This window comes from Brevibacterium linens, assembly GCF_003999335.1.
GTDB classification, from domain to species: domain Bacteria; phylum Actinomycetota; class Actinomycetes; order Actinomycetales; family Brevibacteriaceae; genus Brevibacterium; species Brevibacterium linens.
On record NZ_CP026734.1, the window covers coordinates 2,516,942 to 2,531,524 of the forward strand.

The window sequence follows — 14,583 nt, forward strand, 5'->3', positions numbered from 1 at the left end:
CTAGCTTTCCAGCGCCGAGGCGGGGGCGGCGGTGTTTTCGGCAGAGGCCGCGTGGAGCGCGGCGAGGTTCGCATCGACCTTCGCCTGGGCTGCCGCCCGGGGGCTGATGCCCTGGTCGCGGGCGGCGATGAGGACTTCGGCGGTGAGGTCGCGCAGGGTGGTGGTGACGATGGTGCGACTGTCGTCCCAACTGCCGTCGACGTCGCCGAAGGTCACCCACCACCACCAGGCGTTCGTCGCCGAGTTCGCGAGGAAGTCCGGGATGACGGTGACGCCGCGGGTCTGCAGCGTCTCTTCGGCTGCGGGCAGGACGGGCATGTTCGCGGCCTCGACGATGAGTGAGGCGGTGATGCGGTCGCAGTTGTCCGGCGTGATCGAGTAGCTCACGGCAGCAGGGATCAGGACGTCGGCGTCGGCGGCGAGCCAGTCGTCACGATCGCCGACGTGGTCCTCGGGGCGCAGTGCTGCGCGATCGATGCCGCCGAACTGGTCGCGGGTGATCAGCAGCGCTTCGACGTCGAGTCCCGCGGGGTTGGTGACGAATCCGTCGGCATCGGCGATGCCGACGATGCGCAGTCCCGCCTCGGCGAGGTAGTGGGCGGTGGCTCCGCCCATGGAGCCGAATCCTTGGATGACGGCTGTGGATTCACCGGGGGCGCGGCCGGCGTCGTGCAGGGCGGCAAGCACCGAGGTGGCTACGCCGAGGCCGCCGACGAGTTCGTCCTGGGCGAGGCCGTCGACGATGGTGGAGAACGCCTTGTCCGCGCGGGTTTCGACGGCGGCCGGATCGTCGACGAGTTTGTCGACGGCGGACAGTCCTGAGCCGAGTGCGCGGCGGTCGAGGATCTCGTCGATGTCGTCCTGGCGGACACCGAGGTCTTCGCCGAGAGCCCAGTAGGCGTGCATGATCGGATTGATGTCGACGAGGAAGCGTTCGAGGACGTCCTTGGCTCCGGGTGCGCGGGGGTCGAAGTCGATGCCACCCTTGGCACCGCCGACGGGCACATAGTGTCGGCCCTCGCGGAGGTGGATGGCTTCCTTGCGGGTCATCCCCTGGGCGAGTCCGCGCACTTCGTCGAGTGAGCAGCCCTTGCGCATACGCAGTCCGCCCGACGCGGTGCCGCGCACGAGGGTGTCGATGACGACATAGCCTGCCGCGCCGGTGACAGAGTCCTGCCAGGTGATGTCCATGAACATGGGGCCTCCAGGAGAGTCGGGAGCAGATGACGTCCAAGCCTTACTGAATCGCTATTCAGTAACGTGTACGACTCAAGTCTGACGGCGCGATGCCCACCACGTCAAGGGGCGTACTCACCCGAGTTCGCGGTGGAGGAAGTCGTCGACCCAGGCACCCGGTTGCCCGGAATCGACGGCCTGCGAATTGACCATCACCTGGATCGCCAGACCGTCGAGGAAGGCCAGTACCCGGGTCGCACACGCCTCGGTGCCACCGTCCGGGGCCGAGCATTCGCCTGCCGCGATGGCCTCGTCCATGAGGCCCACGAGGATCGACTTCCACTCCTGGTCGAGAGCGGCGAACGTCGACCGCAGAGCGTCGTCGACGAGTCCGGCCGACCAGCCGTCGATCCAGATCTTCCAGCTGCGCGAGGACCCGCGGGGCAGGTACCAGCCGACGACGTCCCGCAATCGCTGGAGAGCCGAAGCACTCCCCCTCGCCGAGGCAGCCCCAGCTGCCAGTTCCCTGGCATGGTCGATGTCCTGCCGCCCGGCGAAGTCGAAGGCTTCGGCCACGAGGGCTTCCTTCGTCTCGAAGTGGTAGATGACGAGGCTGGCGCTCAAACCCAGACGGGCAGCGACGTCGGAGACGCGCAGCCCGCGCAGACCCGTTGCCTCGATCTCCTCGACCGTGGCCGCCAGGATCTCCTCCCGACGGACCGCCGCGTTCTTCCTCGCCATCTCGCCTACCCCTTCTACGTTCCTGCTGACGGGCATCCCGCGACCGAGAGCCGAAGCCCTGCACGCGGCAACGCGCTCAGGGCAGCTCAACCTCGGCTGCCGGTCCGACCAGCGCCAGAGCCTTGGGCCGCGACAGCAGCCGCCCGGCCATCTCGCTGACGTCCTCGGGCGTGACCGAGCGGACACGTTCGATGAGGTCCATCGGCGATTCGAGCGGCAGCCCGAAGATCTCCGACCGCGCGAGACGGTTCATCCGCGCCGCAGAGGACTCGAGACCGAGCACCATCGAGCCTGAGAGCTGGGACACGATCTCGTCGAGCTCGAACTGGCTCGGCGTCTCGTGCGCCAACCGGTCCCATTCGCTCATGGCCAGGTCGACGACGGCCTGACCGTTCTCGGCCGTACAGCCGGCATAGATGCCGAAGGTGCCGGTATCCGTGAACTGGCTGGCCACACAGTTCACGGCATAGGCCAGTCCGCGCTCCTCGCGCACGCTCTGGAACAGTCGCGACGACATTCCGCCGCCGAGCATCGTGAGCATGACCGAGTAGATGAACCGGTCGTCATGGCCTTCTTCCAGACCTTCGCAGCCGAGCATGATGCCCAGCTGTTCGATGTCCTTGACCGTATGCGACTTCCCGGAGTGGAATTCCGGACGCACCCGGGCGGCCCCACCGAGGTGCGAGCCTTTCGCCACCGAGGCGGCCCCGCCGTCCGCGTCGCCGGTGCCCACCGAGTCCGCACCGTGAACCACGCTCCCCGCACCCGACCAGACGTCGGCACGAGATCCGAGCCCCGCCTCGGCGAGGGCATCCTCAACCATCGCGAGGACCTCTTCATGGGTCGCACCGCCAGCGGCGGCGATGACCAGACGAGGCGGAATGTACGTCGACTGATAGTGGTCGATGACCGTGTGGTGGCCGAGCACGCGGATCTGATCCTTCGTCGCACCCACGGGCCGGGCCAGGGAGTGCGAACCGAAGACCAGGGAATCGAAGTCGTCGAAGAGGACGTCGCCGGGATCATCGGCGGACATGGCGAGCTCTTCGATGATCACTCCGCGCTCGCGTTCGAACTCCTCGGTATCGAGCTGGGAGTTCGAGACCATGTCGACGAGCAGCCCGGTGATGTTCGGCAGGTCGGTCACCAGGCACCGGGAGTAGTAGCAGGTGAGCTCCTTGGCGGTGATCGCATTCGAATCCCCGCCGGTGCGGTCGAAGGCCGCGGCGATGGACTTCGCATCCCTCGACCCGGTGCCCTTGAACAGCATGTGTTCGAGGAAATGCGTCGACCCGGCGGTCTCGGCGGATTCGTCGCGGGACCCGGCTGCGACCCAGATCCCGATCGTCTCCGAGGCCAGGCCCGGCATGTGTTCGGTGGTCAGCGTCAAACCACCGGGGAGGACAGACCGATCGATTCGGCTGCCCTCCCCGGTGTGCGAACTGCTCAGTATCAGTTGTCTGATCCCTCTTCGTCCGATTTCTCGTCTTCGTCGGTGACCGGAGCCAGCGAGAGCTTGCCGCGGTCATCGATCTTCGTGATCTCAACCTGGACCTTCTGGCCCACACCGACGACGTCCTCGACATCCTCGACGCGCTTGCCGTCGTTGAGCTTACGCAGCTCGGAGATGTGCAGCAGGCCGTCCTTGCCCGGGGTCAGGGACACGAATGCGCCGAAGCTCATCGTCTTGACCACGGTGCCCAGGTAGCGTTCGCCGACCTCGGGAACCTGCGGGTTCGCGATCGCGTTGATCATCGAACGGGCGGCTTCGGCGGCCGGTCCGTCCGTGGCACCGATGAGGACGGTTCCGTCGTCTTCGATGCTGATGTCCGCGCCGGTGTCCTCCTGGATCTGGTTGATCATCTTGCCCTTGGGCCCGATGACCTCACCGATCTTGTCGACGGGGATGTTCACGGAGATGATCCGCGGTGCCGTCGGTGCCATCTCGGCCGGGGCGTCGATGGCCTCTGCGATGACGTCGAGGATGACCATGCGTGCTTCGCGGGCCTGCTTGAGTGCGGCACCGAGCACCGAGGCAGGAAGGCCGTCGAGCTTGGTGTCGAGCTGGATCGCGGTGATGAAGTCACGCGTACCGGCGACCTTGAAGTCCATATCGCCGAAGGCATCTTCGGCGCCGAGGATGTCGGTCAGAGCCGCGTACGCGGTCTGCTCGCCCTGGTCGGTGGAGATGACATCGGAGACGAGTCCCATGGCGATGCCGGCGACGGGCGCCTGCAGCGGCACACCGGCCGAGAGCATGGCCAGCGTCGAGGCGCAGACCGAACCCATCGAGGTCGAACCGTTCGAACCGAGGGCCTCGGAGACCTCGCGGATCGCGTACGGGAAGTCCTCGCGCTTGGGCAGAACGGGCACGAGGGCGCGCTCGGCCAGCGCTCCGTGGCCGATCTCGCGACGCTTCGGGCTGCCCACACGACCGGTCTCACCGACCGAATAGGGCGGGAAGTTGTAGTGGTGCATGTAGCGCTTCGAGGTCTCGGGTGAGAGCGAATCGATCGTCTGCTCGAGCTTGAGCATGTTGAGCGTGGTGATACCCAGGATCTGGGTCTCGCCGCGTTCGAAGATGGCCGAACCGTGCACGCGCGGGACGACGTTGGTCTCGGCGGTGAGCGGACGGATGTCCTTGAGCCCACGACCGTCGATGCGGACCTGCTCGGTGAGGATGCGCTTGCGCACGACCTGCTTGGTCAGCGCGTTGAGCGCGTTCGCGATCTCCTTCTCACGGCCTTCGAAGCGCTCACCGAGCTTCTCGAAGAGCTCGTCGAGGAGTGCGGCGCCGGCGGCTTCGCGCTCCTGCTTGTCGGCGATGGTGAAGTTCTCGGTCTGCTTCGCCTCGGCGAGTTCCTTCACCGCTTCGAAGACGTCGTCCTCGTAGTCGCGGAAGACGGGGAATTCGACAGTCGGCTTCGCGGCACGATCGGCGAGCTCGGACTGCGCGCGGCAGAGCTCTGCGATGAACGGCTTCGCAGCTTCGAGACCTTCGGACACGACCTCCTCGGTGGGGGCCTGCGCACCGGTCTTGATCTTGTCGATGGCGTTGTCGGTGGCTTCGGCCTCGACCATCATGATGGCGACGTCGTCACCGACAACACGACCGGCGACGACCATGTTGAACACGGCGTCCTGAAGCTGCGAGTGGTTCGGGAAGGCGACCCACTGGCCGTCGATGAGCGCGATGCGCACACCGCCGATGGGGCCGGAGAACGGCAGACCGGACAGCTGGGTCGACATCGAAGCGGCGTTGATGGCCAGGGCGTCGTAGATGTGGTCGGGGTTGACCGACATCACGGTGACGACGACCTGAACCTCGTTGCGCAGGCCCTTGACGAACGAGGGGCGCAGCGGACGGTCGATGAGGCGGCAGGTGAGGATCGCATCGGTGGAGGGGCGTCCCTCACGGCGGAAGAACGAGCCGGGGATGCGGCCGGCGGCGTACATGCGCTCTTCGACGTCGACTGTCAGCGGGAAGAAGTCGAAGCCCTCACGGGGGTTCTTTCCGGCCGAGGTGGCCGAGAACAGCATGGTGTCGTCGTCGAGGTAGGCGACGGCGGATCCGGCGGCCTGCTGGGCAAGTCGTCCGGTTTCGAAGCGAATGGTGTGTTTGCCGAAGCTGCCGTTGTCGATATGGGCAACGGCGGATTCAGGGTTGAGTCCCACGTAGTCTCCTAGTTTGTGCCGGTGCGCGGCGGTCATCGCAAGACCTGCAACGCTCGAGGGAGGCCCCTCGGCGCGAAGAGGCAGCGCCCTGCATTGCACAGTGCGAAGCCCCGCGCCCTTCCGGCGGGATATTGGCAGTGGACGATGCATGGATCCACGCCGGTCATCGATCGGGGCCCACGGAACCGGTGCCGGCAGCCACTTGCATCTGCAAGCCTGTGTCAGCGCGCGTTCCTCCGGAGGCCACTACCGAAGACCGAAACGTCCATGGCATGTGCGTCCACGCATGAGTCTACCGCAGAAGCACGAAAGCGCCCCACCGAGAGGTGGGACGCTTCCGAACAGTTCGAGACGGTCCGATCAGACGGTGCTGATCAGCAGACTCGAATCAGCGGCGCAGGCCGAGGCGCTTGATGAGCGAACGGTAACGCTCGATGTCGACCTTCGCGAGGTACTTGAGCATGCGGCGACGCTGGCCGACGAGGAGCAGCAGGCCACGACGCGAGTGGTGGTCGTGCTTGTGATCCTTGAAGTGCTCGGTCAGATCGGTGATCCGGCGGGTCAGCAGTGCAACCTGGACCTCGGGAGAACCGGTGTCGCCCTCATGAGTTGCATATTCCTTGATGATCTCTTGCTTCACAGCGGTATCGAGAGCCATGGAGTTCTCCTTCGTGTCGTTGCGCGGCGCAGGGACCTGAAGTCTCTGCCCTATGGGACCGCGACCGGTGAAAACGGCAGAGATCAGCTTATCAGGTGTGCAGGACCTCGCGCACATCGGCGATATCCTCATGCATCTGCACGATGAGGTCGTCCATCCCGGTGAACGCGACCTGCCCGCGGATGCGCGAGACGAATTCGAGAGTCATCTCACGGTCGTAGACGTCGAATTCGCCGAACTCCTTGTCGAGCACGTACGCCTCGACCCGTCGGACCTGTCCCTGGAAGGTCGGGTTCGTGCCCACGGAGATCGCCGCCGGGTACGCCTGATCCTCACCCGAGAACGTCGCCCAGCCGGCGTAGACGCCGTCGGCGGGGACGAGTCCGTCGGGATTGTCCGAGAGGTTCGCCGTCGGGAATCCCAGGTCGCGTCCGCGGGCATCGCCGTGGACGACGGTGCCGTGGAGTGCGTGGTAGCGCCCGAGCTGATCGGCCGCCTCGGCGACATCACCGGCAGTGAGCTGCTCCCGGATCCGGGAGGACGAATACCGTCCCCCGCGCCCGACCTCGTCGATCGTCTCGGTCCGGAAGCCGAATTTCTCGCCGAGGCTGCGCAGAGTCTCGATCGTGCCTTCGTTGTCACGCCCGAAGCGGACATCGTCGCCGACGACGACGATCTTCGCGTGCAGGGCTTCGACGAAATATCTGCGCACGAACTCCTCGGCCGACTGGGCGGCGAAGTCGAGGTCGTAGGGCTGGATGAGCAGGCCGTCGATTCCGGTGGCGGCGATGAGCTCGGCGCGCTGCCGGGTCGAGGTGATCATCACGGTCGGGTCGTCGGGGCGGTGGACCGTGCGCGGGTGCGGGTCGAAGGTCATCGCGATCGAGCGCAGGCCCTCTTGCCGGGCCAGGGCGGCGACGGTGGCAAGGACCGTCTGGTGTCCGCGGTGCACGCCGTCGAAGTTGCCGAGGGTGACGACGGTGCCGACAGCGTCGACCTCGACTTCACCGAGTCCGTGATACAGCTCCACCAGACATTCGCTCCTTCCGTGCACCGACTCAGATTATCGCAGAGATCTTCCGCCTCCTAACCCGGACCTCGCCGAGGCGGGGAAGACCCGGGAGACCCCGGTCAGGCCACGATCGCCCAGCCGATGACGCCGAGGAGGGAGGCCAGGGCGATGGAGACGAAGGTGCCGATGATGAACCGCTCCCCCGCGGCCGCCGAGGATTTGATCTCCGCGAAGCGACCGAGTCCTTTGACCGCGATGACCACGGCCATGAGCTCGGGTCGTCCGAGCACGATGGCTCCGGCGATGAGTGCGCGTTCGACGATGCCGATCCACAGTCCGCCGCGTAGGACTTCGAGGTCCTCGGCCCCGGTGTGTGCGGGCCTGGTTCCCGGGCCCGCATGGGTCAGGCGAAGGAGGAGCGGCACGAGCGGCCAGCCGATGAACGCCGCGACGAGGGCGGCGGCGATGGCGACGAGCACCTCAGTCCACATGTGCGGCTCCTTCCGACAGGGCTCGTTGGAGGCGGGCGAGGTGGTGCCGAGCCAGGTGCTCGGCGCCGGCGACGATGTCGGCGGGACCGGCCGACAGCACCCGGGAGACGGCTTGCTGGGAGACGTCGAACTCTGCGGCGATTTCGGCCTGAGTCGCCTCGGGGTGGTCGAGGCGGAAGCCGACGTAGCCGCGGGAGTGGCTGCGCAGCTCGCTCAGCGTACTGATGAGCAGCCGCAGGGCCGCCTCAGCCAGGCCGCGATGGTCACTGTCCGGGTCGGTACCGACGACGAGGTTTGCAGGTGCGGACTTCGCCGCTTCGACAGCCTGGCGCGCGGCGTAGAAGGCCGCTCCCCTGCCCTCGGTGGTGGTCTCGGGCAGGGGCCGTTCGACCTCACCGATTCCGATCCCGATATGCCAGCCGGCGTCGACGCCGACGCGGCGGACCGCCTCGGCGACGGCATCAGGGTCGTCGAGGACCCCCTGAACCTCGTCACCGATGGTGCGGGCGAAGGGGACGATCGTCTCGATCGGCGCCAGCGCCTCGAGGATGCGGGGCACGGCGTCGGCGTGTGAGCGCGAGTCCTGCTGGTCGATGGTCAAGACGAACATAGGACAAGTAGATCAGATGGCACCGAGAGATACAAGACTTTTGATTGTATTTATCAAATACAACATTTTCCATTGTGACAGCGGAGCGACCGGATCCCGTTCAGGCGAGGTCGATAGCGAAGGCGGTCAGTGACTTCAGCCCGCCGCTGCGACGAACTTCGGCCACGGAGACGAGCGCATCGTCGCAGACGACGGCCACTTCGCGGTTCTCTGAGCCGCCGGTGTCGGCGGCGGCCCGGCCAACAGCGTCGGGGGCGGGGTCGGCATGCCAGTCGCCGGACGGAACAGTCTTCCCCTGCATGAGCGCCCTGGCCTGACCGGCATCGACGGTGACGACCGGCAACAGGGTGCGGGCCGCCTCGGCGAGCGAGATGAGGGTGGGGGCGGGAACGTCGAGGTCCGCGGGCAGGGTCGCGGCCCGGTCGATGTGGAAATCACCGACGCGCGTCCGCCTGAGCGCGGTGAGGTGGCCGAAGACCCCGAGGTCGGTGCCGATATCGCGGGCCAGTGCGCGCACATACGTCCCGGACGAGCAGTCGACGTCGACGTCGACGTCGATGTGCCCCTCCTCGGCGGCGAAGCGGATGTCGATGATCTGGAACTCCGAGACCTCGACGCAACGGGCCTTGAGTGCGACGTCCTCGCCGGCGCGGACGCGGGCATAGGAGCGCTTGCCGTCGACCTTGATCGCCGAGACGGCGCTGGGGACCTGATCGATGGGGCCGCGCAGCTCGGCCACGGCGGCCTCGATGGCCGCGGTGTCGACACGGGCGAGGTCGGCTGGGTCCGCGAAGCGATCGGGCTCGGAATCGGCATCATCGGTCGGGGTCGACGACCCCAGACGGATGGTGGCGAAATAGGTCTTCGAGACCCCGGTGATATAGGTGAGCAGCTTGGTGCCGCGGCCGAGGCCGAGGACGAGCACGCCCGTGGCCATCGGGTCGAGAGTGCCGGCGTGGCCGACCTTCTTCGTCCCGAACCAGCGGCGGATGCGGGAGACCACACCGTGGGAGCTCAGTCCCTGCGGCTTGTCGCAGACGAGGACGCCCTGTGGGGAAGAATCGCTCACTGGGTTCGGCGATCAGTTGAAGGACACGTGCACGTGGTCGAAGTGGTTGGCGGTCGCGCCTCCGCGGTCCTCCATGCCCTTCCAGCCCCGTCCGGGCATCCAGATGCGCTGCTCCCAGATGACGTACTTGACGTTGAGAGCACCCTGGTTCTGGATGAGGTAGTCGGCGATGCGGTCGCCGGTGGAGCCGGTGATCATGATGTCGACGGCTTCTCCGGTGTTGTGGTCCGAACCGGTGCCGGGTCGACGTCCGCCGAAGGTCTTGACCTCGGGGAACTTCGCGCAGACGGCACGGTAGCCGTTGACGGCGTTCGGCAGCAGACCGGACTCGATCGACGACGACACGCTGCAGGCCGGAGCCGAGGTGTCCGAGGAGGTGCCTTCGCCTTCGCCGGAGGACTTCTCATCGCTCGACTTCTCGTCGGAGGACTTCTCATCGCTCGACTTCTCGTCGGAGGACGAATCGTCGCTCGTCTTCGCAGCGGCCGAGGATTCGGCGGTTGGCTTGGGCTTCGGCGGGGCCTTGACCTCGAGGTCGGTCTTCGAGGACTTGTTCTTGTACTTCGGGTCGTCCTTGACCTTCTCCAGGTACTCTTCGCCGGCCTTCTTGCGTTCGGCGTCGAGCTCCTTCTGGCTCACGGTCGAGGAAGTGGTCGACTCCTCGGGGGTCGTCGTCGAGGCGGCTTCGGTGGTGACGTTGCCGGACTCGGGCGGCCCCATGACAACGGTCGAACCGACGACGGCGGCGGTCGCGGCTGCAGGAACGGCGATCGCGGCGACGACTGGACGCTGCTTGACGGTCGCCAGCACGGAAGTCGCCGAGGACGGCGCATTCGCTGCGCGTCGTCCGGCGGGGCGCTTGCCGGGAGTCAGGTCCCGGATCAGCTGCTTCGCGAACGACGGCTTCGGTGAGGAGTGCTTACCCAATGCAGAATTCCCTTAACAGAGTCGTAATCATTTCGTTACCGCAAGAAGTCTACGACATCTCGGAAAGATAACAAAACTGTTACGAGAACTTTTTTCGCGACGTGACGAAGCTCAAATCCGCCCCTCAGCCGCCGTTCTGCCGTTCTCCGCCGATGACCAGGAGCGATGATCTGGCCGGTCGGATGCGGCCATCAGTCTTCGTCGGCGTCGTCGGTCTTCTTGTACGGGTCGGATTCACCTGCATGCTGCGCGTTCTTGGCCAGCCCGGCCACGCGGGCGTCGTCGGCGGCAGCCTGCGCGAGCAGTCCGTCGAGACGGGCGGCCGCCTCGGGGACGGCATCGGCGATGAATTCGAGGCTCGGAGTCAGACGGATCGTCAGTCCCTTGCCCACTTCGGAGCGGATGAAGCCCTTGGCCGATTCGAGGGCATGACCGGTGCCGACGAGGTCCTGGTCGTCGCCGTAGACGGTGTAGAAGATGGTGGCGTGCTGCAGATCGCCGGTCACGCGCACATCGGTGACGGTGACGAAGCCGAGGCGGGGGTCCTTGAGCTTGCGCTCGATGGTGCTGGCGACGATGACCTTGATCTGGTCGGCGATCTTGCGGGCCCGTGTCGAGTCTGCCATGGTGCGTGTCCTTCTGTTCGGGGCCGGAACAACTCTTCCGGCCCTATATTAGCGGTGGAATCGAACCGGCTCCGGCCGGTCCCCCATCCGGGGGCCGACCGGAGCCTTCAATTCACGGTATGAGTCCCATCCTTGTCCTCGTCAGCGCTGCTGCGCTGACGAGCCACCGGGTGCGACTCGCTCCGCGACCGATCAGTCGCGCGGCTTCTCCTGCATCTCGAAGGTCTCGATGATGTCGCCGACGCGCAGGTCGTTGAACTTGCCGAGTCCGATACCGCACTCGTAGCCCTCGCGGACCTCGGTCGCATCGTCCTTGAACCGACGCAGCGATTCGATGTGGACGTTGTCGCCGATGACGATTCCGTCGCGGGTGACGCGAGCGGTCGAGTTCCGCTTGATGAGGCCGTCGCGGACGATCGAACCGGCGATGTTGCCGAACTTCGAGGAACGGAAGACCTCGCGGATCTCCGCCGTACCGGTCTGGACCTCTTCGTACTCGGGCTTGAGCATACCCTTGAGCGAGGACTCGATGTCGTCGATCGCCTGGTAGATGACCGAGTAGTAGCGGACGTCGACGCCTTCGCGGTCTGCCAGGTCGCGAGCCTTCGCTTCCGGACGGACGTTGAAGCCGAGGACGATCGCATTGTCGACCGTGGCCAGGTTGATGTCGTTCTCCGTGATCGCACCGACGCCGCGGTGGATGATCCGCAGGTCGACGTCGTCGCCCACATCGATCTTGAGCAGCGAATCCTCGAGCGCTTCGACAGCACCGGAGACGTCACCCTTGAGGATGAGATTGAGCATGTCGACCTTGCCCTCAGCCAGAGCCTTCGTGAAGTCCTCGAGGCTGATGCGCTTGCGACCGCGGGCCTGAGCGGCGTTGCGCTCGATGGCGTCACGCTTCTCAGCGATCTGACGGGCTGTGCGGTCGTCATCGGTGGAGATGAACGAGTCACCGGCACGCGGGACGGACGACAGACCGAGCACCTGCACGGGGCGGGAGGGTCCGGCCTCCTCGACGACGTTTCCGTTCTCGTCGAACATCGCACGCACACGTCCGTAGGCGGTGCCGCAGACAATGGCATCGCCCTGACGCAGGGTGCCGGACTCGACGAGGACGGTGGCAACCGCACCGCGGCCCTTGTCGAGCTTGGCTTCGATCGCGATGCCGCGAGCGGACTTGTCGGGGTTCGCCCGCAGGTCAAGGGCCGCATCGGTGGTCAGCAGAACGGATTCGAGCAGCTGGTCGATGCCCTCGCGCTTGAGCGCGGAGATCGGCACGAACATGGTCTCGCCGCCGTATTCTTCGGCCACGAGGTTATATTCGGTCAGCTGCTGCATGACCTTGGCGGGGTTGGCGCCTTCCTTGTCGATCTTGTTCACGGCCACGACGATCGGCACATCGGCCGCCTGAGCGTGGTTGAGAGCTTCGATCGTCTGCGGCATGACGCCGTCGTCGGCGGCGACCACGAGGATCGCGAGGTCCGTCGACTTCGCACCACGGGCACGCATGGCGGTGAACGCCTCGTGACCCGGGGTGTCGAGGAAGGTGATCTTGCGATCTTCTCCCTCGTGCTCGACCTCGGCCTGGTAGGCACCGATGTGCTGGGTGATTCCGCCGGCTTCGCGAGAAGCGACATTGGCCGAGCGGATCGCGTCGAGCAGCTTGGTCTTACCGTGGTCGACGTGACCCATGACGGTGACGACCGGCGGACGTGCCTGCAGGTCCTCGTCGTCCTCTTCTGCGGCTTCGGCATCGAGGTCGATGTCGAAGGTCTCCAGCAGCTCACGGTCTTCGTCTTCGGGCGAGACGATCTCGATCTTGTAGCCGAGCTCTTCGCCGAGGACCTCGAAGGTCGCCTCGTCGAGGGACTGCGTGATCGTGGCCATCTCACCGAGGTGGAAGAGCACGGTCACGAGGTTCGTCGGATCGGTGTTGATCTTCTCGGCGAAGTCAGCCAGCGAGGAGCCGCGACGCAGACGAAGCGGAGTGTTGCCGTCTCCGCGCGGAACGGTGACGCCGCCGACCGACGGAGCCTGCATCTGCTCGAGCTCTGCGCGCTTCGCCCGCTTCGACTTGCGTCCCTTCTGACGGGGACCGCCGCCGCGGCCGAATGCACCCTGTGTGCTTCCGCGACCGCGACCTGAACCGCGACCACCGGGACCGCCGCCGGGTCCGCGACGCGGTCCGCCGGGACCGCCGCCCGGTGCACCGGGTGCACCGCCGGGGGCATTTCCGCGTCCGCCGCCGCGACCGCGGCCGGGAGCGGGCTTGTTCAGTGCCGAGTTCTTCAGCATCGACGGGTTCGGGCGAGGTGCGCCCGGGCGAGGTGCCGGACGCGAGCCGCCGGAGGTCTCGTCACCGCCGGAGCGCTGCTTCTGACCGGGCTTCGGCATTCCCTGCGAGGGCGCGAACGGGTTGTTGCCGGGGCGTCCGCCCTGGCCTCCCTGACCGCCCTGGCCACCCTGACCGCCGGAGCGACCGCCGGGCTTGGGTCCGCGGCCGGGCTTCGGCATTCCCTGCGAGGAGGCGAAGGGGTTGTTTCCGGGACGTCCGGCACCGCGACCGCCGGGCTTCGCCGCACCCGGCTTGGGTGCTCCGGGCTTCGGGGAGCCGGGCTTGGGCGCGGCAGACGGCTTCGGGGCACCGGGCTTCGGCGTCGAGGAGGCAGCCGGCTTGGCTGCGGGAGCCTCGGTCGGATCGGCCTTCGGTGCGGCCGGCTTGGCGCCGGGCTTCGGCGCGGACTTCGGCGCGGACTTCGCAGCGGGGGCGGCATCCTCGGCGGGGGCCGACGTCGCCGCTCCGGCGGGCTTGGCAGCACCGGGCTTGGCAGCACCCGGTTTCGCAGCCGACTTCGCGGCGGGCTTGGGTGCGGGCTTCGCACCGGGCTTCGGGGCTCCGGGCTTCGCGGCCGGCTTGGCGGCCTTCTTCGCGCCGGTCGACTTCCCACCGTCGGCGGAAGCGGAATCGGCGAATGCCTCCTTCACGCGGCGCACGACGGGCGCTTCGAGCGTCGAAGAGGCGGAGCGAACGAATTCGCCCATGTCCTGGAGCTTTTCGAGGACGTTCTTACTTGTTGTGCCGAGCTCTTTCGCGAGCTCATGGACACGGGGCTTTGCCACAGTTCTCCTGTCCGGGTTCTTTCCCGGTCAGGAAAGAACCTCATCAATGACGAGCAGTACTCATTTCACTGCTCTCTCGAATTCCGTCTGGGTGTCATCGTGCGACACTCACAACTTGTCATCCATTCGGCTACCCGTTCTCTTTGGGTTCGGTGTCCGGCCTCGGGAGGTCCGAGGCGGTGATCTTCGTTCGAAAGGATCGAGCGAAGGCGGCAGTGGTCAGGGCCCTGTTCAGGCACTTCTCATCGGGATGCACCCACGCACCACGTCCCGGCAGTGTCGCTGACACGTCATGGACGACGGCGGGATGCTGGTCGGGGCGGAACACGAAGCGTGTCAGCTCGTCCCGACCGGCCCTCTGCCTACAGGCGATGCACGTCCTTACGGGTCCATCACCAACATTCACAATGAATGATTCTACAGCACCAGCACCCCCGCTCGCGCCAAGGGGGCCAGTGGTGCGAATCACTGCGAC

The 14,583-nt window shown here is 66.4% G+C and carries 13 protein-coding genes; all 13 read right to left on the reverse strand.

Going from position 1 to position 14,583, the window contains the following annotated elements; translation table 11 throughout:
* The 13 genes from CXR29_RS11385 to CXR29_RS11445 all read right to left on the reverse strand — a co-directional run bounded on the left by CXR29_RS11385 (window position 1) and on the right by CXR29_RS11445 (window position 14,577).
* Window positions 1-1,197 (reverse strand): Glu/Leu/Phe/Val dehydrogenase dimerization domain-containing protein, encoded by a 1,197-nt coding sequence (locus CXR29_RS11385; protein WP_127364581.1) that lies wholly within the window; start codon window positions 1,195-1,197, stop codon window positions 1-3.
* 114 nt (window positions 1,198-1,311) lie between these two features.
* Window positions 1,312-1,917, reverse strand: a complete 606-nt coding sequence (locus CXR29_RS11390; protein WP_101595191.1) for a TetR/AcrR family transcriptional regulator — start codon at window positions 1,915-1,917, stop codon at window positions 1,312-1,314.
* Between the two features lie 76 nt (window positions 1,918-1,993).
* On the reverse strand, window positions 1,994-3,307 hold the full coding sequence (locus CXR29_RS11395; RefSeq protein WP_241241429.1) for a M16 family metallopeptidase: 1,314 nt from the start codon (window positions 3,305-3,307) through the stop codon (window positions 1,994-1,996).
* Window positions 3,308-3,369: 62 nt separating this feature from the next.
* Window positions 3,370-5,592, reverse strand: a complete 2,223-nt coding sequence (locus CXR29_RS11400; protein WP_127364582.1) for a polyribonucleotide nucleotidyltransferase — start codon at window positions 5,590-5,592, stop codon at window positions 3,370-3,372.
* A 388-nt stretch (window positions 5,593-5,980) separates the two neighbouring features.
* Window positions 5,981-6,250 (reverse strand): 30S ribosomal protein S15, encoded by a 270-nt coding sequence (gene rpsO / locus CXR29_RS11405; RefSeq protein ID WP_039210907.1) that lies wholly within the window; start codon window positions 6,248-6,250, stop codon window positions 5,981-5,983.
* Between the two features lie 91 nt (window positions 6,251-6,341).
* On the reverse strand, window positions 6,342-7,280 hold the full coding sequence (locus tag CXR29_RS11410) for a bifunctional riboflavin kinase/FAD synthetase (protein ID WP_101553694.1): 939 nt from the start codon (window positions 7,278-7,280) through the stop codon (window positions 6,342-6,344).
* A 101-nt stretch (window positions 7,281-7,381) separates the two neighbouring features.
* The gene (locus CXR29_RS11415; protein WP_127364583.1) at window positions 7,382-7,753 is read right to left on the reverse strand and encodes a hypothetical protein; all 372 of its coding nucleotides are present in this window, start codon (window positions 7,751-7,753) and stop codon (window positions 7,382-7,384) included.
* Window positions 7,743-8,363 (reverse strand): hypothetical protein, encoded by a 621-nt coding sequence (locus CXR29_RS11420; protein WP_127364584.1) that lies wholly within the window; start codon window positions 8,361-8,363, stop codon window positions 7,743-7,745. Before CXR29_RS11420 ends, CXR29_RS11415 begins: the two co-directional genes overlap by 11 nt.
* A 100-nt stretch (window positions 8,364-8,463) precedes the next feature.
* Window positions 8,464-9,432 (reverse strand): tRNA pseudouridine(55) synthase TruB, encoded by a 969-nt coding sequence (gene truB, locus CXR29_RS11425; protein WP_127364585.1) that lies wholly within the window; start codon window positions 9,430-9,432, stop codon window positions 8,464-8,466.
* A gap of 12 nt (window positions 9,433-9,444) precedes the next feature.
* On the reverse strand, window positions 9,445-10,359 hold the full coding sequence (locus CXR29_RS11430; protein ID WP_127364586.1) for a VldE C-terminal domain-containing protein: 915 nt from the start codon (window positions 10,357-10,359) through the stop codon (window positions 9,445-9,447).
* A 191-nt stretch (window positions 10,360-10,550) separates the two neighbouring features.
* A complete protein-coding gene (gene rbfA / locus CXR29_RS11435) occupies window positions 10,551-10,985 on the reverse strand; it encodes a 30S ribosome-binding factor RbfA (RefSeq protein WP_025777281.1) in 435 nt (144 codons plus the stop codon).
* A 192-nt stretch (window positions 10,986-11,177) separates the two neighbouring features.
* The gene (gene infB, locus CXR29_RS11440; protein WP_101553689.1) at window positions 11,178-14,108 is read right to left on the reverse strand and encodes a translation initiation factor IF-2; all 2,931 of its coding nucleotides are present in this window, start codon (window positions 14,106-14,108) and stop codon (window positions 11,178-11,180) included.
* Between the two features lie 130 nt (window positions 14,109-14,238).
* On the reverse strand, window positions 14,239-14,577 hold the full coding sequence (locus CXR29_RS11445) for a YlxR family protein (RefSeq protein WP_338142526.1): 339 nt from the start codon (window positions 14,575-14,577) through the stop codon (window positions 14,239-14,241).
* Between the last annotated feature and the right edge of the window lie 6 nt (window positions 14,578-14,583).